Annotated in this window: 19 protein-coding genes; 10 read left to right on the top strand and 9 right to left on the bottom strand. The window is 69.2% G+C overall.

The window, feature by feature from the left end; genetic code table 11:
* Positions 1-13: 13 nt before the first annotated feature.
* Positions 14-1642 (top strand): FUSC family protein, encoded by a 1629-nt coding sequence (locus tag FXO18_RS07090; protein ID WP_187774235.1) that lies wholly within the window; start codon positions 14-16, stop codon positions 1640-1642.
* Here FXO18_RS07090 and FXO18_RS07085 read toward each other — a convergent pair.
* Entirely contained in the window at positions 1608-2879 is a 1272-nt protein-coding gene (locus FXO18_RS07085; protein WP_149360385.1) for a saccharopine dehydrogenase family protein, read from the bottom strand. The two genes, FXO18_RS07090 and FXO18_RS07085, sit on opposite strands and share 35 nt — an antisense overlap.
* 60 nt (positions 2880-2939) lie before the next feature.
* Between FXO18_RS07085 and speB the strand changes: the two genes are divergently transcribed.
* Together speB and leuA are read left to right on the top strand one after the other, a co-directional pair.
* The gene (gene speB, locus FXO18_RS07080) at positions 2940-3884 is read left to right on the top strand and encodes an agmatinase (protein ID WP_149360384.1); all 945 of its coding nucleotides are present in this window, start codon (positions 2940-2942) and stop codon (positions 3882-3884) included.
* A gap of 219 nt (positions 3885-4103) precedes the next feature.
* Positions 4104-5912: a 2-isopropylmalate synthase gene (gene leuA, locus FXO18_RS07075; protein ID WP_149360383.1), complete on the top strand. Its 1809-nt coding sequence runs from the start codon at positions 4104-4106 to the stop codon at positions 5910-5912.
* Between the two features lie 144 nt (positions 5913-6056).
* Here the strand turns inward: leuA and FXO18_RS07070 are convergent, their stop codons facing one another.
* From FXO18_RS07070 to FXO18_RS16155, 3 genes are read right to left on the bottom strand one after another with little or no spacing between them, the layout of a single operon-like run.
* A complete protein-coding gene (locus FXO18_RS07070) occupies positions 6057-6536 on the bottom strand; it encodes an SRPBCC family protein (protein WP_149360382.1) in 480 nt (159 codons plus the stop codon).
* A 2-nt stretch (positions 6537-6538) separates the two neighbouring features.
* Positions 6539-7504, bottom strand: coding sequence for a carbon-nitrogen hydrolase family protein (locus tag FXO18_RS07065; protein ID WP_223114591.1), 966 nt, complete (start codon positions 7502-7504; stop codon positions 6539-6541).
* 10 nt (positions 7505-7514) lie between these two features.
* Positions 7515-9863, bottom strand: a complete 2349-nt coding sequence (locus FXO18_RS16155) for an FAD-dependent monooxygenase (protein WP_149360381.1) — start codon at positions 9861-9863, stop codon at positions 7515-7517.
* 89 nt (positions 9864-9952) lie between these two features.
* On the opposite strand from FXO18_RS16155, the gene FXO18_RS07055 reads away from it, so the two are divergent.
* The 5 genes from FXO18_RS07055 (at position 9953) to FXO18_RS07035 (ending at position 14945) form a co-directional block, all read left to right on the top strand.
* Positions 9953-10603, top strand: coding sequence for a TetR/AcrR family transcriptional regulator (locus FXO18_RS07055; protein WP_187774234.1), 651 nt, complete (start codon positions 9953-9955; stop codon positions 10601-10603).
* A gap of 144 nt (positions 10604-10747) precedes the next feature.
* Positions 10748-12046 (top strand): Na+/H+ antiporter NhaA, encoded by a 1299-nt coding sequence (gene nhaA / locus FXO18_RS07050; protein ID WP_149360379.1) that lies wholly within the window; start codon positions 10748-10750, stop codon positions 12044-12046.
* An 87-nt stretch (positions 12047-12133) separates the two neighbouring features.
* Complete coding sequence (locus FXO18_RS07045) at positions 12134-13423, top strand: Mur ligase family protein (RefSeq protein WP_149360378.1); 1290 nt, start codon at positions 12134-12136, stop codon at positions 13421-13423.
* A complete protein-coding gene (locus tag FXO18_RS07040) occupies positions 13416-14135 on the top strand; it encodes a type 1 glutamine amidotransferase (protein ID WP_149360377.1) in 720 nt (239 codons plus the stop codon). The genes FXO18_RS07045 and FXO18_RS07040 overlap by 8 nt, the downstream gene beginning before the upstream one ends.
* 3 nt (positions 14136-14138) lie before the next feature.
* Entirely contained in the window at positions 14139-14945 is an 807-nt protein-coding gene (locus FXO18_RS07035; RefSeq protein ID WP_235900517.1) for an alpha/beta fold hydrolase, read from the top strand.
* Between the two features lie 195 nt (positions 14946-15140).
* Here FXO18_RS07035 and FXO18_RS07030 read toward each other — a convergent pair whose 3' ends face one another.
* The 4 genes from FXO18_RS07030 to FXO18_RS07015 form a co-directional block, all read right to left on the bottom strand.
* The gene (locus tag FXO18_RS07030; protein WP_235900516.1) at positions 15141-15581 is read right to left on the bottom strand and encodes a uridine kinase; all 441 of its coding nucleotides are present in this window, start codon (positions 15579-15581) and stop codon (positions 15141-15143) included.
* Between the two features lie 225 nt (positions 15582-15806).
* Positions 15807-16439 (bottom strand): recombination mediator RecR, encoded by a 633-nt coding sequence (recR, locus tag FXO18_RS07025; protein WP_149360375.1) that lies wholly within the window; start codon positions 16437-16439, stop codon positions 15807-15809.
* A gap of 18 nt (positions 16440-16457) precedes the next feature.
* Positions 16458-16799 (bottom strand): YbaB/EbfC family nucleoid-associated protein, encoded by a 342-nt coding sequence (locus tag FXO18_RS07020; protein WP_149360374.1) that lies wholly within the window; start codon positions 16797-16799, stop codon positions 16458-16460.
* Positions 16800-16913: 114 nt separating this feature from the next.
* Complete coding sequence (locus FXO18_RS07015) at positions 16914-17360, bottom strand: SRPBCC family protein (RefSeq protein WP_149360373.1); 447 nt, start codon at positions 17358-17360, stop codon at positions 16914-16916.
* A 175-nt stretch (positions 17361-17535) separates the two neighbouring features.
* On the opposite strand from FXO18_RS07015, the gene FXO18_RS07010 reads away from it, so the two are divergent.
* Together FXO18_RS07010 and FXO18_RS07005 are read left to right on the top strand one after the other, a co-directional pair.
* A complete protein-coding gene (locus FXO18_RS07010; protein WP_407936447.1) occupies positions 17536-18987 on the top strand; it encodes an FAD-binding oxidoreductase in 1452 nt (483 codons plus the stop codon).
* Positions 18988-19025: 38 nt separating this feature from the next.
* Positions 19026-20351 carry a class I SAM-dependent methyltransferase gene (locus FXO18_RS07005; RefSeq protein WP_149360780.1) on the top strand — a complete coding sequence of 442 codons (1326 nt, stop codon included), beginning with the start codon at positions 19026-19028 and terminating at the stop codon, positions 20349-20351.
* A 291-nt stretch (positions 20352-20642) separates the two neighbouring features.
* Here FXO18_RS07005 and FXO18_RS07000 read toward each other — a convergent pair whose 3' ends face one another.
* Positions 20643-22949: a DNA polymerase III subunit gamma and tau gene (locus FXO18_RS07000; RefSeq protein ID WP_149360372.1), complete on the bottom strand. Its 2307-nt coding sequence runs from the start codon at positions 22947-22949 to the stop codon at positions 20643-20645.
* Positions 22950-22998: the final 49 nt, after the last annotated feature.

Below are 22998 nucleotides of genomic sequence, written 5' to 3'. Positions count from 1 at the left end.
GGAGAATACGCAGGTGACCGACGACTTCCCGGTACCCCCCAGGGCACGCTCGATATTGCTCGGATTCGCCCCCGCGCCACCCTTGTGGCCCAATGCTGTCCGCGCGAGCACGGCGTTCCTGCTGCCCGCGCTGCTCGCAGCGCTGCTCGGCCACCCGCGGGAGGCGGTGCTGTGCAGCATCGGCGCGCTCGCCGTGCTCTACGGGGAGAATCGCGCCTACCGGATCCGCTGGCTCGTCGTGGCCGCCGTCGGCGCTTCGATGGTCGGCGCGTTCGCCACCACGATGACCGCCAGCGCCCACGCGGACGGCGCCTACTGGGCCGTCATCCCTGTCATCGGCGTGATCGCGGCGCTCACGACCTACGGCATGAACGCGCTGCGGATGGGACCACCCGGCCCGGTGTTCGTCGCCCTCGCGGCCTCGGTCGGCGGCCTTGCGCCCCACTCCGGGCTCTCGGTCCCCGCGGCCTCGTCCTGGGTGGTACTGGGAGTCGCCGGGGCGCTGGTCGCGACAATGGCACCGATCCTCGTGGACCCCTACGGCCCGGCCAGGCGGGCGGTCGATGCCGCGGAGCGCGCCGTCGAGGCGATGGCATCAGCGACGGCACCGTCGAGATCGACCCATCATGTCGCGGGCGCGGCCATCCACCAGGGCTGGGCGACGCTGCACGAGGCCGGGCTCGCCCGGGCTCCCGGTCCCGGGTCCCTCGCGGGGCGCCTCCGCCAGGCCCACAAGCGATTCCTGCGCCTCGTCGGCCAGCGGCAGGCCCGGGGCAGCACCGGGGACGAGCTGGAGGAAGTCCTGCCGCGCGGAATGATCCCGCTGGGCCGGCCCCTCGCGTGGCATCGGCTGAAGGGCGCGTGGCATCCTGATTCGCCCCCGATGATCGCGGCATGCCGGGTGCTGCTCGCCACTATCGTCGCGGCGAGCCTCGGGGCGATCCTGGGCCTCGAGCATCCCGAGTGGGCGATGGTGGCGGCCACTCTCGTGCTCGGCGGCGCGCCGGATCGCGTGCTCGGCTCCTATCGCGGCGCGCAGCGGTTCCTCGGCACCGCCGCCGGGATCGTGCTGTTCATGCTGATCATTGCCGCGGGGCCGCGCGGGCTCGCGCTCATCGTCGTGCTGGCGCTGCTGCTGTTCTCGGTCGAGCTGGCGGTGCCCCGCAACTATGCCGTCGCGGCCACGTTCATCACTCCGCTGGCCCTGCTGCTCAGCACGTCGATGAACCCGTCCTCCAGCGTGCTCGCCACTTCGGCGTACCGGCTGGCCGAGACCGCGCTGGGCGTGGGCCTGGCACTGATCACCTTGTGGGCGTGGTCGCGGCGGGCGGACCGGCGCATGCAGACCCGGGCCGAGCAGTCCTTGCTCGACCGGATCGGCGCGCTGCTCGACGAGCCGGACCCCGCGATGGCGCGCGAGCGGCGCCGCGACACCCAGTTCGACCTGATCGGTGCCGTGCTCGCCGCGGACGCCACGGCGCACGGCGACCAGGGATGGGCCCGCGAGCAATGGGCCACGCACGTGGCGATCGTCGCGCTGGGCTATCGCGTCCTCGCCACGATCAACACGGCTTCCCCTGGGGCGCGCGATACGTACCGGGAGGAGGTCAGGACGCTGGAAGGCGCTCTGTCGCGACGGTGACGCCGGCTTCGCGCAACCGCCGGGGCAGCACGTCCCCCATCACCGCGGCCGGGGTGACCACTCCCACGAGCGAGGACAGCTCACCACGATCGAGGGCGAGGCAGAGCCCGGACTCGCCCAGCATGACGGCGGTGGCGGCGTAGCCCGGATCGCCCTGCGCGGCGAACGTCGCCTTGTAGCGCGCCCCGGAGGTCGTGTCCGCGTAGGTCTCGATGACGAAGAACCCGTTGGCGCGGGACTCATCGCTCGGACCCGTTCCGGGGGCAGGAAGAACGCGGTCGAGGATCGGCCGGGGGACGCGGCGGAACATCGTCGGCCCGAGCTTCCATAGCGCCCCGAGGGCCGCGGACATCGTGCCCGCCACGATTGGCGCGGCGGCGCCCGATCCGGTGCCCATCACCTCGCGGTAGCGGAACTGCTTGCCATAGGCCCAGCCGAGCAGGCCATTCGTGCGGCGCACGATGCGCGTGTTGTAGGGCGCCATCAGGAAGGTGCCCGTCCAGCCCCGCAGGCCGGGGTCGATATCCGAGGCCTTGCCGAAGCCGCCCTCGGGCTGCTCCCCCAGCTCGGGCTCGAGCGCGCGGTCCGTGCTGAAGGTGTAGGGATCGTGAGTGATGCGGGCGAGTTCCTTGTCGCGCGCCTCCCGCTCCATCTGGTAGCGGCCCGAGGCGACCGTTCCGCCGCTGAGCCCGCCGCGCGCGGCCTTGACGTAGAGGGTGGTGTCGAGCAGTTCCCCCGCGTCATCGGCGAGCACATGCTTGTACAGCAGGTAGGCGTTTATGTCGGAGGGGATCGAGTCGAACCCGCAGGAATGCACGATGCGCGCGCCCGATGCGGCTGCCAGCTCGTGGCACTGCTCGACGGTGTCGTGGACGAAGAGCTGCTCGCCGGTGAGATCGGCGTAGTCGGTGCCCTCCTCGGCGCAGGCCCGCACCAGCGGCATGCCGTACTGCGCGTACGGGCCCACGGTGGTGACGATCACCCGGGCGCGCCGGGCGAGCGCCCGCAAGGAATCGGGATCGCTCGCATCGGCCTCGATGATCGGCCAGGTATGCGCGACGCCACCGATCCCGTCGAGCACCGCTTGCAGCTTGTCCCGATTGCGCCCAGCCACCGCGATGCGCGCGAAATCAGGCGCGCGCTGGGCGACGTGGGCGGCGGTGAGCCTGCCCACGAAGCCGCTCGCGCCATAGAGGACCAGATCGAATTCCCGTGCCTGTGCTTCCTCGGCTGCCATGACCCCACGCTAGCGGTTCCGGCGGCCTAGCGGTATGGCGACCACGAGTAGCCTGGGGCCATGACGAATGGGCCCATCGGTCCTGTGGACAGCAGCAAGGTGCCGCGGTTCGCGGGGTTCCCCACCTTCGCGCGGCTGCCCCGCATCGAGGATGCCCCGGACGCGCGCATCGTCGTGCTCGGCATTCCCTTCGACGCGGGCACAACCTTCCGCCCGGGGGCACGCTTCGGCCCGGCGCACATCCGGGAGAACTCGCGGCTGCTGCGGCCGTTCAACCCCGCGACCGGCCACGCCCCGTTCGATCTCGTCCAGGTAGCCGATGCGGGCGATGTTCCCGTGACCCCATTCGACATCAGTGCCGCGGTGACCGCGATCGAGGCAGCAGCGCGGCGGTTCGCCGTCAACGACGTGCGATTGGTGGCGCTCGGTGGCGATCACACCATCGCGCTGCCCCTGCTGCGGGCGGTCGCGGCACGGCACGGACCCGTGGCTGTCGTGCACTTCGACGCGCACCTCGACACCTGGGATACCTACTTCGATGCGCCGCTCACCCATGGCACGCCGTTCCGCCGGGCCTCGGAGGAGGGCTTGATCGATCGGCAGCGCAGCGTGCACGTGGGCGTGCGCGGACCGCTGTACTCCGCCGCCGACCTCGCGGACGACACCATGCTCGGGTTCGAGCAGCTGACCTGCGTGGATCTCGAGGAGCACGGGCTGCCCGCGCTGATGGAGCGCATGCACCGCAGGCTGGGCACCGGCCCCGTCTATGCCAGCGTCGATGTCGACGTCCTCGATCCCGCTTTCGCACCGGGCACAGGCACCCCGGAGGCGGGCGGAGCGACCTCTCGCGAGCTGCTCGCGCTGGTGAGATCCCTATCACGCCACGAGCTCGTCGGTGCCGATGTCGTCGAGGTATCCCCGGCCTACGATCACGCCGGGATCACCGGGATCGCCGCAGCTCACATCGCCTACGAGCTGATCTCGGCCATGGTGCCGAGCCCCTAGCGCAGCACCCTTTCCGACGCCTCGCGGGCCGGTCACTGCGACAGCGCACGGCTCGGATGTACAGTTGAATCATGCATCGCGGCCTTCTCCTTGCTCGCCGCGGCGGGGTCTGACCCAGACCGGCGTCCCGCCGCGGGGCTTCATGGTGCTGGTCGACTCCCTGGCGGCCACAGGCGCGTGGGGAGCATGCAGTTCGCACAAACCTGGAGAGAACTTCCCATGACGATCACTGACCCCACCGACGGCCGCATCGAGATGGTCACCGCGCCATCCCGTCCCGCGCCCACCGACCAGCCGGTGTGGAACACCCAGAAGAACAGCTCGATGCCGGTCTACCGCTACCTGCCGTTCGCCGACGAGGTAGAGGACGTATCGCTGCCGGACCGCACCTGGCCCGACAAGATCACCTCCCGCGCCCCGGTGTGGTGCGCGGTGGACCTGCGCGACGGCAACCAGGCCCTGATCGACCCGATGAGCCCGGCCCGCAAGCGCCGCATGTTCGACCTGCTCGTCGCGATGGGCTACAAGCACATCGAGGTCGGCTTCCCCTCGGCCAGCCAGACCGATTTCGACTTCGTCCGCGAGATCATCGAAGAGAACGCGATCCCCGACGATGTCTACATCCAGGTCCTCACCCAATGCCGCGAGGAACTGATCAAGCGCACGTTCGAGGCCTGCGCGGGCGCGAAGAACGCCATCGTGCACATCTACAACTCCACCTCGATCCTGCAGCGGCGCGTGGTGTTCCGCGCCGACAAGGACGTCATCAAGAAGATCGCCGTCGACGGCGCCCTGATCTGCCTCGAGGAAGCCGCGAAGTACCCCGACACCAACTGGATGTGGCAGTACTCCCCCGAGTCCTACACCGGCACCGAGCTGAGCTTCGCCCGCGACGTGTGCGACGCGGTCACCGAGATCTTCCAGCCCACGCCCGAGAAGCCGGTGATCATCAACCTCCCCGCGACCGTGGAGATGGCCACCCCCAACGTCTACGCGGACTCCATCGAATGGATGCACCGCAACCTGGCGCGGCGCGACTCGATCATCCTGTCGCTGCACCCCCACAATGACCGGGGCACCGCCATCGCTGCCGCCGAGCTCGGCTACCAGGCCGGCGCGGACCGCATCGAGGGCTGCCTGTTCGGCAACGGCGAGCGCACCGGCAACGTATGCCTCGTGACCCTGGGCATGAACCTGTTCAGCCGCGGCGTGGACCCGCAGATCGACTTCTCCGACATCGACGAGATCCGCCGCACCGTCGAGTACTGCAACCAGCTCGCTGTTCCCGAGCGCCACCCCTACGGCGGCGACCTCGTCTACACCGCGTTCTCCGGCAGCCACCAGGACGCGATCAACAAGGGCTTCGACGCGATGCGCGCGGACGCCGAGCACTACGGCAAGGACCTCGACACGATGGTGTGGCAGGTGCCGTACCTGCCGATCGACCCCAAGGACGTGGGCCGCACCTATGAGGCCGTGATCCGAGTCAACTCGCAATCCGGCAAGGGCGGCGTGGCCTACATCATGAAGGCCGACCACGGGCTGCAGCTCCCCCGGCGCCTGCAGATCGAGTTCTCCCGCACCATCCAGGACCACACCGACACCGCGGGCGGCGAGATCAGCCCGGAGGCCATGTGGGCGGCGTTCTCCCGCGAGTACCTCGAGCCCGTGCAGCCGCTCGAGCGCATCCGCCAGCTGTTCGACCAGGCCGAGATCGATGGTGGCACCGACTCGATCAGCGCGACGGTCATCTACAACGGCGAGGAGCAGGAGATCTCCGGCAAGGGGAACGGCCCGCTCGCCGCGTTCGTCAGTGCGCTGTGCACCCTCGATATCGACGTGCGCGTGCTCGACTACAGCGAGCATGCCATGTCGGCCGGGGATGACGCCCAGGCCGCGGCGTACGTCGAATGCCTCGTCGGTGACACCCAGGTGTGGGGCGTCGGCATCGCCACGTCGATAACGACCGCTTCGCTGCGCGCTGTCGTGTCGGCCGTGAACCGGGCCTTCCTGCACGCCGAGAAGTAGCCGGGGTCGCGGGCGCCAGCGCTCACCGCAATCCTCTGCGCTCGCCGCAAACGCGATAGAAGCCGCCGATGAACCGGCGTGCCTTCTATCGCGTTTGTCGGTTTCTCGTGCTTTTGCCGACAGAGCGGCCCGGCCCCTCCGCTCCTAGCCGCCGAAGTGGCGGCGGGTATCGCGCTCGAGCCACGCGAGGATCAGCTTGTTCCCCCCGGCCGCCACGCTTGCTGGCCGCGCGATCAGTTTGCTCGGCTCGAAGGCGATCGTCCAGGTCAAGCGGCACTGGTCGTCACCGAGAGGCTCGAGGATGTAGTCCTCCGCGAAGCGCCGGAACAGCGGAACGCTGGCTTGGGTGACGAAGAACGAGTGCCGTCGGCCCTCCTCCCAGCGGAAGAACTCCTCGCGCAGGTGCATGCCGACGCCGACGGTGATCTCGCGGGTCGTGCCGATGCCGAGGGGGCGCGGTGAGGTGTAGCGGCCATTGCGGAGCAGGCGGCACCATTCCAGCGGCCTCTCGCCCGCGAGCCCTTCCCACACTCGTGCCGCGGGAACGGGCAGGTCCAGGGTGACGGAATGGACGATCGGCGCCGTCTCGAAGATCGTCTCGTCGCATGCTTGCAGGTCGAACATGGTCACTCCTCGTGCGCGATGTGGATTCCGGCGGCCCTGCGCAACCGGTAGCTGGTCTTGCCGTGGAAGTTGGCGAGATCCCAGGTGGCACGCACGGTGGCGGTCATGTCGGGGATCCAGAAGGCATCGTCGAGGTCATCGATCGGGCGCGGGTCGGCGAGCTCGATCGCAGCGGCGATGTGGCCCTCCCCGTCGCGCTCGGAAAGTCTCGCCAGGATGGTGCCGTCGCGCTCGACGATCTGGGTCTCGCCTAGCATGCTCGTCCGGTACGGGACGCCGGGCAGGCCCGGCATGCGCATGGTGATCGGGCCGACGTGGCTGGCGTGGACCACCGGCGCACCGACGAGCCGGGCGAACTGGCCGGGCAGCTTGCGGGCGAGGCCGATCTGGAGCTGGTGCTCGCGCCTCCCCCACCATCCGGCGGGTCCGATCCAGTTGTGCGGGGTGGTCGGCCAGCACATGCCGCCGAGCACGGCCCGGACGTTTCCGCGCAGCCGGGCGGCGGTGGAGCACCTCGCCCATTCCCACCCGCACACCAGGCCGACCCGGCCGAGCGTGGCACTGTCGACGATGCCGTCGTCGTGGCCGCCCACGTAGTAGTTCTGCTCCCACATCGTGGGGATGTCCTTGTCATGCTCGGTGACCGTCCCGTCGGCCTCGGCGAGGACGTAGTGCCCGTAGGCGTCACCGTCGCGCTCGGCGAGGTAGCCTCCGCCGACCACGACGCCAAGCTCGCGGGCGAGCCCGGTGAGCAGCTGGAAGGGCTCGCCACGCTCGGGGCGCGGGACGGTACGCATCGCCGGATGATGCACGTTCGGCGCCGAGGCGGCCTCTGGCACGATGATCACATCCGGCTGGTGGGTGCTATGGGCATCCCGGATGAGACCTTCGAGCCGGGCGAGGTTGTTGTCGACGTCGGCGAGCTTCAGAGCGGGCTGGACCGCGGCGACGGTGATGGTGCGCGACACGTGGAGCTCCTTATGCGTCGATGGCGAGGCAGGCGTCGTGCGATCGCGAGACGCACGGGTACATGATGTCGGTGCGGGATCGTTCGCCTGGCTGGATGATGTCATCACGATGCTCGGGCCGACCACGAAGGACGGCGACCTCGCAGCTGCCGCAGAGACCGTTCTCGCAGGACGCCGGAAGGTCGGGCGTGATGGATCGCATGGCGTCGAGCATCGTGGTTCCCACCGGCACCTGCACGGTGGCGCGGGAGGCTTCCATCACGACCTCGAAGGGGTGGTCCTCCCCGGAGCTCCTCGCGGTGGGCACGAAGCGCTCGATGTGCGCGGTGATGTCCTCGCGGGAGGCGGCGTGGGCGACCACTGCGTCCATGAGGGTGCTCGGGCCGCAGCAATAGACGGCGGCGCCAGGGGGCAGCGCGGCGAGGCGGGAGGCGATATCGGGGCGGTCGGCCCGCGCCGCGTCGCTGAGCACGACCTTGCTGCCGTACTGCTGGGACAGCTCGGCGGCATAGGGCATCCGTTCGCTGCTGCGGGCACGGTAGAGCAAGCGCCAGGGCTTCGCCGCTGCTTCTGCGGCCGCGATCATCGGCAGCATGGGGGTGATCCCGATCCCGCCCGCGATGAACAGGTACTCCGGCGCGTCCGCGAGCGCGAAGTTATTGCGCGGGCCACCAACGGTGATGCTCGCGCCCTCGGCGAGCTCGTGGAGCTCGATCGATCCACCCTTGCCCTGCTGCTCGCGGAGCACGGCGATGGACAGGGAGCGCCGGTTCTCCCGATCCCCGCACAGCGAGTATTGCCGGAGCTTGCCCGATGGCAGGCGAACATCGATGTGCGCGCCGGGCGCCCACTCGGGCCATTGCCCGCCGTCGGAGCGCTCGAGCTCGATCATCCTCACCGCGGGGGTGATGGTGCTGGCGCGGGAGATCATGGCGCGCTGGGTCGCGGCAGCGGACCGCTTCGCTGCCCGGGGCGGCCGGCCCCACGGGCCATCATCGGGATTCTCGCCCACTGCCATTCCCAGCCCCGGCATGCGCACCGGGAGCGATCCCGCGGCCAGCAGCTCGGCACGGATCACCGCCTCCATCGCCGCGAGCCCGCCGAGCTGGCGGAGCAGCCGGGGGCGCGGGCCGGTCTCGCGGACCGCCGAGGCGGCGGCACGAATGATGCGCGGGAAGGTGTAGACGCCCTGCGGCTTGATGAGCCTCTGGTGGATATCCGAAAGCTCCGCGCCTTCCACGCCCCGCACCACGGCCGCGAGGACTTCCGGAGGCACGGCGGGGATGCGGGTCTCGAGATTGCCGAAGTGGTAGGTGGGCAGGCATTCCTGGTCGCGGGCGCGCTCCCAGGCGCGGGTGGCCCGGTCGAGCTTCCTCGGATCATCAACCACGTCGCTGACATGCTCGGCGAGGCGGCGGCCCATCCACATCGCATCACGCATTCCCTGGCCCAGGACGGGGTCCTTGAAGTGTCCGGCGTCGCCGATCAGTGCCCAGCCTGGCCCCGAGGAGCGACGGAAGTAGGCGTGGGTGCGCGAGGTAGCCCGGATGCGGGAGGGGTTGCCCGCGCCCGCCGCCCGCTCGGCGAGTACTGGGAACTCTGACATCTTGCGCGCCCAGTACGCCTCGCCATCGGCGCGGGCCTCGGCAACCTCGGCGCGGGGGCCCATGAACAGGATGAGCAGCCGTCCTCGTGGGGTGCCGGGGAAGGCAAAGGCGATGGTGTCGCTCGTGCGGCCCTCCCACAGCGTCGTTGCCCATTCCGTTCCGGCCGCGGGGTCGTCCATGTAGCGAAAGACCATGCCGCGGCCGTTGCGGGAGCGCCGATAGGGCTCCCATTCGCCCACTTGGCTCGCGACGAGCGAGTCGCGGCCGTCCGCTCCGACGATCAGGCTGGCGCGGATCTCGCGCGGCGCGCCGCTCTGATCGAGGTACTCGGCCGCTACCGCGCGGCCAGCACCGTCGCGGACGATCGTGGTGACGGTGCTCTGCTCGCGGACCTCGGCGCCTGCCTCCCGCGCCGCATCGATGAGCGCGGCGTCCTGGTCGATCCGGGGAACACTGATGCCGTAGTCGATGCCGTCGATCTCCTGGAAGCGCTCGGTGCGGCTGGCGCCGGCGAGATCGAGCCGCAGGTGCGTCATGCGGGACGGGTCGAGGGCGAGGATGCGCTCGAGCGCGCCCATGCGCGCCACCTCGGTGACCCCCATGGGGAAGAGCACGTGCGTGGACAGGGTGTCGGCAGGGAAGGCGGCCTTGTCGAGCACGACGACTTTCTTGCCCGCCCTGGCGAGTGGCACGGCCATGGCGGTTCCGGCGCAGCGCGCGCCAACAATGACGACATCCACGGTTTCAGGCACTAGCGGGACTCCCTCGAGCGATGAGCAATAGGAGCATTATTACACTGATATATCAGCGTTATCCAGGGTTCGTGGTAGAAAATACTGCGATGGCCAGCCGCCGAACCGATTCGCCGATGCACGCGCGCCTCATGGAGAGCGCGGCCCATCTCCTTGCCCTCGAGGGCCCCAGCGGCCTATCGACCCGCAAGGTCGCCGCCGCCGCGGGAACCTCGACGATGACTCTCTACTCGCACTTCGGATCCATGCCAGAGCTGATCAAGGCAGTCGTCGACGAGGGCTATGCCCGGCTCGCGGACGAGTTCGAGCGCGCCCCCCGGACCGACGATCCCGTGGCCGATCTCGGCGGCATCTTCGCCGCGTACATCTCGCACGCCCGCGCCAGCCCGGACCTCTACGTCGTGATGTTCGGCTCGGCATCCCTCGGCGGCTACCGCAGTACGCCCGACGACCTGATGCGCACCGGCCGCTACGCCTATGACTACATCGTCGAGGCAGCACGCCGCGCCGTGGAAGCCGGGCGCCTCGACGAGCTCGCCCCGGTAGCGATCGCCGCCCAGATCTGGACCGCGCTGCACGGCTACGTGGTGCTCGAGGTCGCTGGCTACTACACCCCGCCAGACGCCGGTATCCGCAACGTGCTGCGCCCCATGATGCTCAACCTCGTCATCGGACTCGGCGATAGCCGCGAATCAGCGCTCCGCTCATCACGAGCATGGTTCCCCCACGACCAGGCGTAGCGGCGCACACACGTAAACCCCGCGAGCGATCCGGAGCACGCGCGTGCAGCATGGCCACCGCGCACCGGTAGACTTGATCCGAATCCCGAACGTGCACCGGTCATCGCGGCGGCCGGATGCCACTTGCCAGCGAAGAGGAGCTCCATGTCCACTCCCCGTCGTCTGTTCGTCCGAGGTTCCTGGGCGGAAGCCTCGCGTGTCACGGGGATCCTGCGGAAGGAAACCGTCGGTGGCGCGCTGCTGCTCATCGCCGCTACCGCCGCGCTGGTGTGGGCCAACTCCCCGTGGGCAGAGTCCTATGACGCGCTGCGCGACTTCAAGATCGGCCCGGAGTCCCTGCACCTGAACCTCTCGCTGGCCACCTGGGCCGCGGACGGCCTGCTCGCCATCTTCTTCTTCATGGTGGGCCTCGAGCTCAAGCGTGAATTCGTGCAAGGCGATCTGCGTGATCCCTCCCGCGCGGCGATCCCCATCGTCGCGGCGATCGGCGGCATGGTCGTTCCCGCCCTGATCTTCGTGGTGTTCAACCTCAACACCGGCGAGGAGGCGCTGCGCGGCTGGGCGATCCCCACCGCGACCGACATCGCCTTCGCCGTGGCGGTGCTCGCGGTCATCAGCACCCACCTGCCCTCGGCCCTGAGGATCTTCCTGCTCACCCTCGCCGTAGTCGATGACCTGCTGGCCATCATCGTCATCGCCGTGTTCTACACCTCTGACCTCAAGATCCTGCCACTTCTGCTCGCGCTCATCCCGATCGCGATCTACGCCATCCTGGTGCAGCGCCGCGTGCACAACCTGTTCCTGCTCATCCCGATCGGTGTTGTCGCCTGGGTCCTCGTCCACGAGTCGGGTATCCACGCAACCATCGCCGGCGTGCTGCTCGGCTTCACCGTCCCGGTGGTGCGCAGCATGAAGAACGGCGGCGAGAGCGCTGGTCCCGGCATGGCCGAGATCTTCGAGCACATGGTCCGCCCCGTCTCCGCGGGCTTCGCGGTCCCGGTGTTCGCGTTCTTCGCCGCGGGCGTCAACGTGGGCGGCCTCACCGGGTACGTCGACTCGCTGCAGGACCCCATCGTGGTGGGCATCGTGGCCGGCCTCGTCCTCGGCAAGGCCATCGGCATCCTCGGTACCACATACCTGATGTCGAAGTTCACCCACGCCAAGCTCGACAGTGATCTCAGCTGGTTCGACGTGCTCGGGGTAGCCCTGCTCGCCGGAATCGGCTTCACGGTGTCGCTGCTGATCGGCGAGCTCGCCTACGGCCCGGAATCCTTGCGCGACGAGCATGTGAAGGTTGGCGTGCTCACTGGTTCCGTGCTCGCAGCGGTCATCGCCTCGATCGTCCTGCGGGCCCGCAATCGCGCCTACCGCAGGATCCACGAGCTCGAGACGCGCGACGCCGACCGCGACGGCATTCCGGATGTGTACCAGGAGCGGGAGTAGGAGCCTCCCGGGCCCAGACCGATTCGGCTCCTGGGTTTTCCGCGCCTGCCGCACCCGCGAGCACCCCGACGTACTAGCCTCATAGCCATGGCCAAGGGGAACTCAGCAAGCAGCGAGGGCGGTGCGGTCGCGCGGCAACCGATCAGCGCGCGCGGGAAGCTCGCGCTGCGGGCCGCCCGCTCCGCATCGTGGGCCTCGCGCAAGACCGGGCGCGGCGCGGGCAACATGATCGGCGGCCTGATCGCCCTGAAGATCGACAAGACGATCCTGGCGCAGCTCGCTTCCTATCGCGACACCGTGCTCGTGACCGGGACGAACGGCAAGTCCACCACCACCCGCATGACCGCTGCCGCGCTCGCCACCCTCGGCGAGGTAGCCACCAACCCCGATGGCGCCAACATGGATGCCGGGATCGTCGCGGCCTACAACCAGAACCTCGACGCATCCCGAGCCGCCATCGAGGTCGACGAGCTGCACCTCCCCCACGTCGCTGACTTCGTGGACCCCAGAGCCATCATCATGCTCAACCTCACGCGCGACCAGCTAGACCGCGTCGGCGAGATCAACATGATCGAGCGGCGCCTGCGCGCGGGCCTCGAGCGGCACCCCGAGGCGACCATCATCGCCAACTGCGACGATGTGCTCATCACCTCCGTTGCCTATGACTGCAAGAACGTCATCTGGGTCGCAGCGGGCAACGCCTGGCTAGGCGACTCGGTGAGCTGCCCCCGCACGGGCGAGCCCATCGCGCGGGACGGCGCCCACTGGTACAGCACCGGCGGGGACTTCAAGCGCCCGGAGCCGCACTGGTGGGTCGACGACACCCACCTCCATGGCCCCGATGGACTGGCGCTCCCCATGGAGCTAGCGCTGCCGGGACGGGCGAACCGGGGCAACGCCGCGCAAGCCGTCGCCGCGTCAGTATCAATGGGCGTGGACCCCAGCGATGCCGTCAAGGCCGTCTCCTCGGTCCGCGAGGTCGCCGGGCGCTACAGCACCGTACAGGTCGGCGCGCACAATGTGCGCATGCTGCTCGCGAAGAATCCCGCAGGCTGGCAGGAAGCACTATCGATGGTCGATAGCGATGCCGATGGCCTCGTCATCGCCGTCAACGGCCAAGTGCCCGACGGCGAGGATCTCTCCTGGCTGTGGGATGTGCGGTTCGAGAGCTTCGAGGGCGTGCAGGTCGTCGCCGCGGGCGAGCGGGGCACCGATCTCGGGGTGCGCCTCACCTATGCCGACGTCAAGCACACCCTGGTGAAGGATCCGCTGGAGGCGATCAAGTCCTGCCCGCCGGGGCAGGTCGAAGTCCTCGCGAACTACACCGCGTTCCTCGGCCTGAACCGGGCCATCGAGAGAGAGGTCTCCCGTGGCTGACTCCACCGTGCGCATCGGCCTGGTGCTGCCTGATGTGATGGGCACCTACGGCGATGGCGGCAACGCGCTGATCCTGCGGCAACGCCTGCGCATGCGCGGGCACGAGGCCGAGATCGTCGAGATCACCCTCAACGATGCGGTGCCCGACTCCCTCGACATGTACACCCTCGGCGGGGCGGAGGACTATGCGCAGCGCCTCGCCACCCGCCACCTCACCCAGCATCCGGGCCTGCAGCGCGCCGCCGAGCGGGGCGCGCCCGTGCTCGCGATCTGCGCGGCTATCCAGGTGCTCGGCCACTGGTACGAGACCTCGGCGGGCGAGCGCGTCGATGGCATCAGCATGCTTGACGCCACGACCACGCCGCAGCACAAGCGCGCCATCGGCGAGGTCATCACTTCCCCGCTCATCGAGGGGCTGGCCGGGCCGCTCACGGGCTTCGAGAATCATCGCGGCGGAACCACTCTCGGCCCGGACGCCCAGCCGCTCGGCCGGGTCACCGCCGGCATCGGCAATGGGGTGGGTGATTCGCTGGAGGGGGCCGTGCAGGGATCGGTCATCGGCACCTATATGCATGGGCCCGCGCTGGCCCGCAACCCGGAGCTCGCGGACCTGATGATCCGCCGCGCCCTCGACATAGAGGTCCTCGAACCGCTTGACCTGCCCGATGTCGAGCTGCTGCGGCGGGAGCGCCTCGCTGCGGGGAGGCGATGAGCCGTGCCCTATATCGAGCAGACCGGGGCCCGCATCCACTTCACCGATAGCGGTGGCGCGGACCTGCCCGTGATCGTCCTCGCGCACGGGTTCTTCATGGACGCATCCATGTTCGCCCCGCAGGTCGAAGCGCTGTCGGACCGCTACCGGGTGGTATGCATCGACGCCCGAGGACACGGTGCCACCATGTCGGACGACACGCCCTTCACGTACTGGGACGCCGCCGACGATGTGTTCGCCGTCCTCGATGAGCTCGGGGTGCAGCGCGCGGTGCTCGGCGGGATGTCACAGGGCGGGTTCACCATGCTGCGCGCGGCACTCATGGCTCCCGAGCGGGTAATGGGCCTGATCCTCATCAGCACCGAGGCAGGCCCCTGCCCCGACGAGGAGCAGAAGATCTACGGGGAGACATTCCTCGTGTGGGACACCATCGGCCCGATCGATGAGCTCACCACCGCGCTGGCCGGGCAGATCCTCGGGGATCCGCAGCTCGAGCCCACATGGATCGCCAAGTGGCGGGATCGCAAGGGCATCCCCATCGCCACCGCCGGCAACTGCCTGCTCTACCGGGATGACATCACCGACCAGGTCTCCACGATCACCGCACCAGCGATCCTCATCCGCGGCCTCGAGGATGTGGCGATCCCGATCGAGCGCGCCCGCTCCCTCATCGACAACCTGCCCGGCCTTCGGGAGGTCGTGGAGGTGCCCGGTGCCGCGCACGCGGTGAACCTCACCCATCCCGAGGTGGTCAACCCGCGCATCGAGGCCTTCCTCGCCGGGCTTCCGGCGCTGCAGGCCGCGGGCTAGGTCTCGGCGCGGCCCGTCTCGCGCCGTCTCGCGCCGTCTCGCGCCGTCTCGCGCGAGTGTGCGATAAACGACAGTTCTGACGCGTAAGCCTGTCGTTTGTCGCACACTCGCCGCCGTGGTAACCGCGCCAGGCCGTGCAGCGAGACCGCCGTGGCAGCGCGCAGCGTTGGCAAGCCCCACGGCCCAAACCGCGGGCTAGCTGGCCACTTCGATATCGACCCGCTGCCGGGCACCGTCGATGGGAAACCAGCCATGCTCGAAGCGCTGCCATCGCCGCAGGTGCGCCCGGGATTCCTCGCCGTCGCGGCGCACCGCGGCCTCGAGGCGGGCATGATCATCGCCCCATCCGATCCAGGCGCTGGCGGTGAGCCGGTCATTGATGCTGCGCCGCGCGCTGGAGACGCCTTCGATGATGAGGATCTCCGGCACGGCCACGTCATGCCACGACCCCGGAGTGGGCGTGCCACTGATCCATTCAATGGCCTGGTACCTGCCCGGCCTGCCGTGGGCGAGGGGTGCGAGCACCGTGGCTTCGAGGATCGGCCACCAGGCGACGGGATTGTCCCAGGTGGCGAAGGCATCGCAGGGAACGATGGCCGCGCGGGTGCCCCGATGCTCCTCCAAGTGATGCTTCATCCCGCTAGCGAACTGGGTCTTGCCCGCTCCGGAGGGACCGTCGATGGCGATGATACGAACTGGCCCGAGCCGTGGCGGGCGATGGAGCGCGAGCTGCGCGAGCTCGGTGATGGCCGCCCGCGAGCAGGCGTGGTCGGGATCAACCTGGCCCGTGATGGGGTACCGCCGCGCGCCAGCCGAGCCTGGGGGCAGGGGGTCTTCCTTGTCGCTGATAGCTGGCTCCGGCTAGAGGGAGCGACGGCCCGTGAGGGCGCGGCCCAGGGTGACCTCGTCGGCGAACTCGAGATCGCCGCCCATGGACAGGCCGGTGGCTAGCCGGGTGACCGAGAGGCCAGGGAAACCGTTGAGCATGCGGAACAGGTAGGTGGCGGTTGCTTCGCCCTCGGTGTTGGGATCGGTGGCGATGATGACCTCGGTGATCTCGGCGGGCTCATGGTTCACGCCCTCCGGGAGAGCCTGCTGCCCACCGATGCGGGCAAGCAGTTCCCGGATGCGCAACTGGTCGGGCCCCACCCCGCCCAGCGGGTTCAGCGAGCCACCGAGGACGTGGTAGACGCCCTTGAACTCGCGGGTCCGCTCGATGGCCTGCACGTCCTTGGGCTCCTCGACCACGCAGACGAGCGCGCGATCACGGCGCGGGTCCGCGCAGATGCGGCAGAGCTGCTGCTCGGCGACAGTTCCGCAGACAGCGCAGAACTGCACGCCGTCGCGGATACGCTGCAGCGCGCCTTGCAGCCTGCCGATCTCCTCCCGGTCAACGGTGAGCAGATGGAACGCGATGCGCTGGGCACCCTTGGGGCCAACTCCGGGAAGCTTGCCCAGCTCATCGATCAGGTCCTGGATCGGCCCCTCGTACACGTGCTCCTCGTCCCGGCGTCAGAAGGGCAGGCCCGGAATGCCGGAGCCGCCCCCCATGCCCTGCGCGAACGGTCCGAGCGTCTCGGCGGCGAGGTTCTGCGACTGCGTGTTGGCATCCTTGATGGCGCCCATCACGAGGTCCTGCAGGGTCTCGACATCGTCCGGATCCACGACCTTAGGATCGATCGTGAGGTCGACAAGCTCGCCGGTGCCGGTGAGCTTGGCGGTGACGAGACCGCCCCCGGCTTGCCCCTCGACCACTGCGGCAGCGATCTTCTCCTGCGCCTCCATCAGCTGCTGCTGCATCTGCTGCGCCTGCTGGATGATTGATTGCATGTCAGGCTGGCCGCCAGGCTGCATGGGTCTCCCTTTCGATCAATTGCGCGACGGGACGCCGCCGCGCCGGACTTGCCCCAGGGTAGTCGCCCGCGCACGTGCTGGCGCGGGACGCTCCGGGACAGGAATTCGTGGACGCTACCCCGCGAGGTGGGCTTGCAGGTTCGACAGCATCGCTGCCTGGATCTTGCGCAGGCCCAGGGGCGCGAACGTGCGCTCGAAGAAGCCGCCGACGCCGCTGGCGCCATTCCATTCCGTGCTCGTGGTGACGACGCTGGCCGTGCCGCTCGGCTCCACCGACCAGGTGGTGACCATCGACGAATTCGCGTCACGCTCGGTGATGGTGTTGCCTGCTGCTTCGACGACAGCCCGGACCTGCCGGGACCGCTTCTTCGTCGCCTGCAGCGTCCACTCCGCCACGGTGCCCGAGCCCACGCCGCCCTCCACGACCCGATAGTCGTGGAAGTGCTCCGTCAGCAGCTTGGGCCGCACGGTGCTGTAATCGGCGAGCGCCGCCGCGACCGCCTCCGCGGGGGCATCGATCGTGACCGTGCTGGATGCGCTGACCTTGTTCGGCGTGGACACACCGATCTCCCTTCAAGCCTGCTGGCTGGTTCTCGTTGCCGGGCCGGCTCGCCATGAGATGGCTCTGCCGCTGCCCTGTTGCCGTGACCATACTGCCTGGTTCCGACAGAAAGTTCACCCAGGAGCAACTCCGGGGCCGTGCACGCGGCCACGCGGGAGGGCTACAGTCGGACGTGTGCGAAGCATCACAGCCTGGCTTCCCGGCGAGCGACCTTCATTGGAGGGCCCGCTGACCTACGCTGCGGCCGTGGAGCGCCTCGTGGCGAGCTACCGCGCGCTCCCCGAGGATGCTCCGGTACGCCTGGCGAAGAAGACGTCGAACCTGTTCCGGAACCGTGCTAGCACTGGGGTGCCCGGCCTGGACGTGTCCGGGCTCGGCGCGGTCATCTCTATCGACCCCGAAGCCCGGACCGCGGATGTCGGCGGCATGTGCACCTACGAGGATCTCGTCGACGCCACGCTCGCGCATGGCCTGATGCCACTCGTCGTACCGCAGCTCAAGACGATCACCCTGGGCGGGGCCGTCACGGGCCTGGGCATCGAATCGTCGTCGTTCCGCAACGGCCTGCCCCACGAGTCGGTGCTGGAGATGGACATCCTCACCGGTGCTGGGGAAGTCATCACCGCCGCTCCGACGGGTCCGCATGCCGACCTGTTCCACGGCTTCCCCAACTCGTACGGCACCCTCGGCTATGCCACGCGCCTACGAATCACCCTCGAGCCCGTCGAGCCCTTCGTGGAGCTGCGGCATGTTCGCTTCCCCGAGCTCGATGCGCTGCGGGATGCGATCGCAGGCATCTCCGAGCAGCACTCCTACCAGGGCGAGCGGGTCGATTTCCTCGATGGCGTGATGTTCTCCGCCACGGAGAGCTACCTGGTGCTCGGCCGCTTCACGAGCGAGCCCGGCCCCGTCAGCGACTACACCGGCTCCCGCATCTTCTACCGGTCCATCCAGCACGACCAGATCGATACCCCGGCCGTGGACCGGATGCGCATCCGCGACTACCTCTGGCGATGGGACACCGATTGGTTCTGGTGCTCGCGGGCCTTCGGCGCGCAGCATCCCGTCCTCCGCCGCGCATGGCCGAGCCGGTGGCGCCGCTCCAGCATCTACTGGAAGCTCCTCGCCCTCGACAACCGGATCAACCTGTCGGACCGCATCGAGGCCCGCAAGGGTAATCCGCCGCGCGAGCGAGTAGTGCAGGACATCGAGGTGCCGGTCGAGCACACCGCCGATTTCCTCCGCTGGTTCCTCTCCCACATCCCCATCGAGCCGGTGTGGCTGTGCCCCCTGCGCCTCCGCGGCAGCACTCACGACGATCCGGGCCAGCGGCAGGAGCATCCGTGGCCGCTGTACCCGCTCCGGCGGGACCGCACCTACGTCAACATCGGCTTCTGGTCCGCTGTGCACACCGACCCCGCCAACGAGACCGGCTATGCGAACCGCGCGATCGAGGCCGAGGTCACCCGCCTCGACGGGCACAAGTCCCTGTACTCGGACTCCTACTACGGCCGCGCGGAGTTCGACGAGCTCTACGGCGGCGAGGCCTACCACCAGCTCAAGCAACGCTACGACCCCAATACGCGGCTACTCGACCTGTACGCGAAGGCGGTGCGAAACCAATGAGAGCATTGATCAAGACCCCGGCAGGACCGATGGCTCCGATGCGGCTGCCCAGCCTCCTACATCGACCCAGCCTCCTACATCTGCCCGAGCTCGACACTCTGACCATCGCGGATGTCGTCGGCTCGGTGCTGGGCGACAACAGCACCATCCGCTTCACGGCCTACGATGGCTCCGAGCATGGCCCCTCGGACGCCCCGTACGGCATGCACCTGCGCAGCCCGCGCGGGCTGCGCTACCTCGCCTCCGCCCCCGGCGACCTCGGCATGGCACGCGCCTATGTCAGCGGCGACCTCGTGCTCACCGGAACACACCCCGGGGACCCGTACGCGCTGATACAGCTCCTGTCGAGCGATGTGACCGTGCGCCGGCCATCGGCCGTCGAGCTCGCCACGATCGTGCGCTCCCTCGGCTGGCAGAACCTGCGCCCCATCGCTCCCCCGCCGCAGGAGCACCTCCCCCGCTGGCGGCGCATCGCCCAGGGCCTGCTGCACTCGCGAGCACGCGACGCCGCGGCCATCCAGCATCACTACGACGTCTCCAACGAGTTCTACCAGCACATCCTCGGCCCATCGATGACCTACACCTGCGCCACCTACGCCAGCGAGGACACCACCCTCGAGGACGCGCAGGAAGCCAAGTACGCGCTCGTCCATGACAAGCTCGGCCTGCGCGAGGGGGACCGCCTCCTCGACGTGGGGTGCGGCTGGGGCGGCATGGTGCGCTACGCCGCCAAGCGCGGTGTCACCGTCATCGGCGCGACCCTCTCCCGCCAGCAGGCCGAATGGGCGCAGGAGGCAATCGCCCGCGAGGGCCTCGAGGACCATGCCGAGGTGCGGTTCTGCGACTACCGGGACATCCCCGAGTCCGGGTTCGACGCCATCTCCTCCATCGGGCTGACCGAGCACATCGGCGTGCGCAACTATCCGAGCTACTTCCGGTTCCTGCACAGCAAGCTCCGGCCCCGCGGCCGCTTGCTGAACCACTGCATCACCCGGCCGAGCAACCTGGTCAGCGAGCATGCGGGAGAGTTCATCGACCGATACGTGTTTCCCGACGGGGAGCTCGCCTCGCCTGGACGGCTGATCAGCGAGGTGCACGACGCGGGCTTCGAGGTGCGCCACGAGGAGAACCTGCGGGAGCACTACGCGTTGACGCTGCGCGACTGGAACGCCAACCTCGCCCGCGATTGGGATGCATGCGTCGCGGCCTCCGATGAGGGAACCGCACGCGTGTGGGGCCTCTACATCGCCGGCTCGCGGGTGGCGTTCGAGAAGAACTCCATCCAGCTGCACCAGATCCTCGCGGTCAAGCCCACCAGTTCCGGCGATGCGCGAGTGCCGTTGCGCCCCTGGTGGAGCCGCTAGTCGATGCTGGGGTGCGGGTAGGTGGTGCGGCGCGGGTATGGCGCGGGTATGGCGCGGGTATGGCGCGGGTATGGCGCGGGTGCGGCGCGGGTGCCTCGTGGGTATGGCGCGGGTGCCTCGCGGCAAAAGCACCGGAAGTTGCCAAACGCGATAGAAGCTGCGACCGATCCGTCGACGTTTCTATCGCGTTTGCGGCCGACTGGGCGCACGGCCACAGGTTCGACACGACCGCCTAGTCGCGGGTTCGACATGGCCGCCTACCCGCACGGCCGCGGGTTCGCTGCATAGCCGCTAGTCGATGCGCTTGGCGCCGAGCTCGTTCGCGAGGAGCTCGATGGCGATCTCCTCGGGGTCGCGGCGGGAGGCCGGATCCCCACCACCGGTGTCGCTACGCGCCTCGGCGAGCAGCTCGTCCTCATCATCTGGCTCGGGAGGCCTTCCCTGATCCGGGGCCGACGGCGCCGCAGCCATCCTCGCACCGGCCTGGGAAGCTCCATGTGGCTCGCCCGGGCCGGGGTCATCCGGGTAGCCAGGATCGTCCGGGGGCGGGATGTCGTCCGCCGGTGGCGCGGGCGATCGCGGCGGCGCGCTGCGCTGGTTCCCGCCCTGCGTGGTCGGCGCGGAAGCGCGGGAGCGCCGCACGAACTCGGGCCGCTGCTGCTGGTGGCTGGCCGCGTGGCCGGGCTGCGCGGAGGCTTGGCGGGCCGGTTGCTGCGCGGCGGGGGCTGTCGGCTGCTGGCCCGACCACAGGATGGTGGCATCAGGGATTCTGAGGACGGCGCTGAAGGCGGCTTGCACCGCAGCGGCGTTCCGCGGCTCGCGCAGCCGCGCCGCGAGTGCCGGGGTCTCGTGGCTGAGCACGATGGTGTTGCCTTCGGTGGTGGATACCCGCGCGCCCGAGAGCATTACTTCGATGATCTTGCTCGCCTTACGGGCCTCGGCGCAGATGCGCGGCCAGGCTGCTTCCACTGATCGTGGATCGAGCGCGGCACCCTGGGCCTCCTGCTCTGGTGCCTCCTGCTCCGGCGGCGCGGCCTGGCTCGCCGATGGGGCAGCAGCATCGGGCTTGGACTCGGCGCTGGACTCCTGAGTGGGGCCGGGCCGCTGGGACGGGGGCTCCGGCGGAGCTGGCTGCGCGGCCTCGGCGCTTGGTTCGCGGGATGGTTCGGGCTGAGAGTCCGGCACAAGAGATTCCGGAGCCGGGGCTTCTTGGGCCGGGGTTGCCTGGACTTCCTGAGTCTGGACTTCCTGTGGCTGGGCTGCCGGGACCCGTGCGGAAGGAGCGGCAGCGCCCTCCTCGGCCGGTGCCACCGCGGGACGCTGCTCCTGCTCGGTCGCAGGCCGCAGCGAAGGACGCTGGAACCGTGGTGGCTGCTCAGCACCAGTGGCAGCAGTGCCCGTTGATGCTGCCGACTGCTCGCTGCTCGCGGTACCGCCGGAACGGGCCGGGGCGCCACGCTCGAGCGCTTCGAGGCGTTGCAGCAGGGCACTCTCCGCGTCGGATGCAGAGGGCAGCAGCATCCGGGCGCACAGGACCTCGAGCAGCAAGCGTGGCGCGGTGGCACCGCGCATGTCGGCGAGGCCGTCGTGGAGCAGCTCGGCGTAGCGGGTGAGGGTTGCGGGGCCGAACCGATCGACGTCGTCCCGCAGCCGCTCGAGCTGTTCCGCCGGAGCGTCCACGAGCCCGTTTCCCGCGGCCTCGGGCACGGCCTGCACGAGGATCAGGTCACGGAAGCGCTCGAGCAGATCGGCGGCGAAGCGGCGTGGATCGAACCCGGCATCCATGACCCGGTTGATGGTGTCGTAGAGCCCGGCCGCATCGTTCTCGGCGAGCGCATCGACGGCCGCGTCGATCAGAGCCAGGTCGGTGACGCCGAGCAGGGCCAGCGCCCGGTTGTAGGTGATGCCTTCGTCGCCGGCCCCGGCGAGCAACTGGTCGAGCACGGATAGCGTGTCGCGGGGAGAGCCAGCGCCTGCCTTGATGACTAGCGGGAAAACCGCGTCGTCGACTCGGACTCCCTCGCGGCCACAGATCTGTTCGACGAGCCCGCGCATGACGGGCGGGGGCAGCAGCCGGAACGGGTAGTGGTGCGTGCGCGACTTGATCGTCGGCAGCACCTTCTCCGGCTCGGTGGTGGCGAAGATGAAGATCAGGTGCTCGGGCGGTTCCTCGACGATCTTGAGCAGCGCGTTGAAGCCCGCGTTGGAGACCATGTGCGCCTCATCGACGATGAAGACGCGATAGCGCGATTCCGCCGGTGCGTAGAAGGCACGGTCCCGTAGCTCGCGCGTGTCGTCGACACCACCGTGGCTCGCGGCATCGAGCTCGATCACATCAAGGTTGCCCGGGCCGCCAGGACCGAGCGCCTCGCACGAGGAGCACTTCCCGCAGGGTTCCGGGGTGGGGCCGTCGACGCAGTTGAGCGAGCGTGCGAGGATGCGCGCCGAGGATGTCTTTCCGCAGCCGCGCGGCCCCGAGAACAGGTATGCGTGATTGATCCGGCCCGCGCGCAGCGCAACGCTGAGCGGTTCGGTTACGTGTTCCTGGCCGACGACCTCGGCAAAGGTCGCGGGTCGATACTTGCGGTAGAGCGCCACGCGGCAAGCCTACCGGTTCGCACCGACTATCCCGGATGGTCGACATGGG

This window comes from Lolliginicoccus suaedae (assembly GCF_008312885.1).
GTDB classification, from domain to species: Bacteria; Actinomycetota; Actinomycetes; order Mycobacteriales; family Mycobacteriaceae; genus Lolliginicoccus; species Lolliginicoccus suaedae.
The sequence above is the reverse complement of the archived record's forward strand: the minus strand, read 5'-3'. Positions and strand labels throughout refer to the sequence as shown.

Coding starts and splice junctions, on each gene's coding strand:
- FXO18_RS07085 (WP_149360385.1), bottom strand. CDS start 2,879: ATGGCAGCCGAGGAAGCACAGGCACGGGAATTCGATCTGGTCCTCTAT.
- speB (WP_149360384.1), top strand. CDS start 2,940: ATGACGAATGGGCCCATCGGTCCTGTGGACAGCAGCAAGGTGCCGCGG.
- leuA (WP_149360383.1), top strand. CDS start 4,104: ATGACGATCACTGACCCCACCGACGGCCGCATCGAGATGGTCACCGCG.
- FXO18_RS07070 (WP_149360382.1), bottom strand. CDS start 6,536: ATGTTCGACCTGCAAGCATGCGACGAGACGATCTTCGAGACGGCGCCG.
- FXO18_RS07055 (WP_187774234.1), top strand. CDS start 9,953: ATGGCCAGCCGCCGAACCGATTCGCCGATGCACGCGCGCCTCATGGAG.
- nhaA (WP_149360379.1), top strand. CDS start 10,748: ATGTCCACTCCCCGTCGTCTGTTCGTCCGAGGTTCCTGGGCGGAAGCC.
- FXO18_RS07045 (WP_149360378.1), top strand. CDS start 12,134: ATGGCCAAGGGGAACTCAGCAAGCAGCGAGGGCGGTGCGGTCGCGCGG.
- FXO18_RS07030 (WP_235900516.1), bottom strand. CDS start 15,581: ATGAAGCATCACTTGGAGGAGCATCGGGGCACCCGCGCGGCCATCGTT.
- FXO18_RS07020 (WP_149360374.1), bottom strand. CDS start 16,799: ATGCAGCCTGGCGGCCAGCCTGACATGCAATCAATCATCCAGCAGGCG.
- FXO18_RS07005 (WP_149360780.1), top strand. CDS start 19,026: ATGCGGCTGCCCAGCCTCCTACATCGACCCAGCCTCCTACATCTGCCC.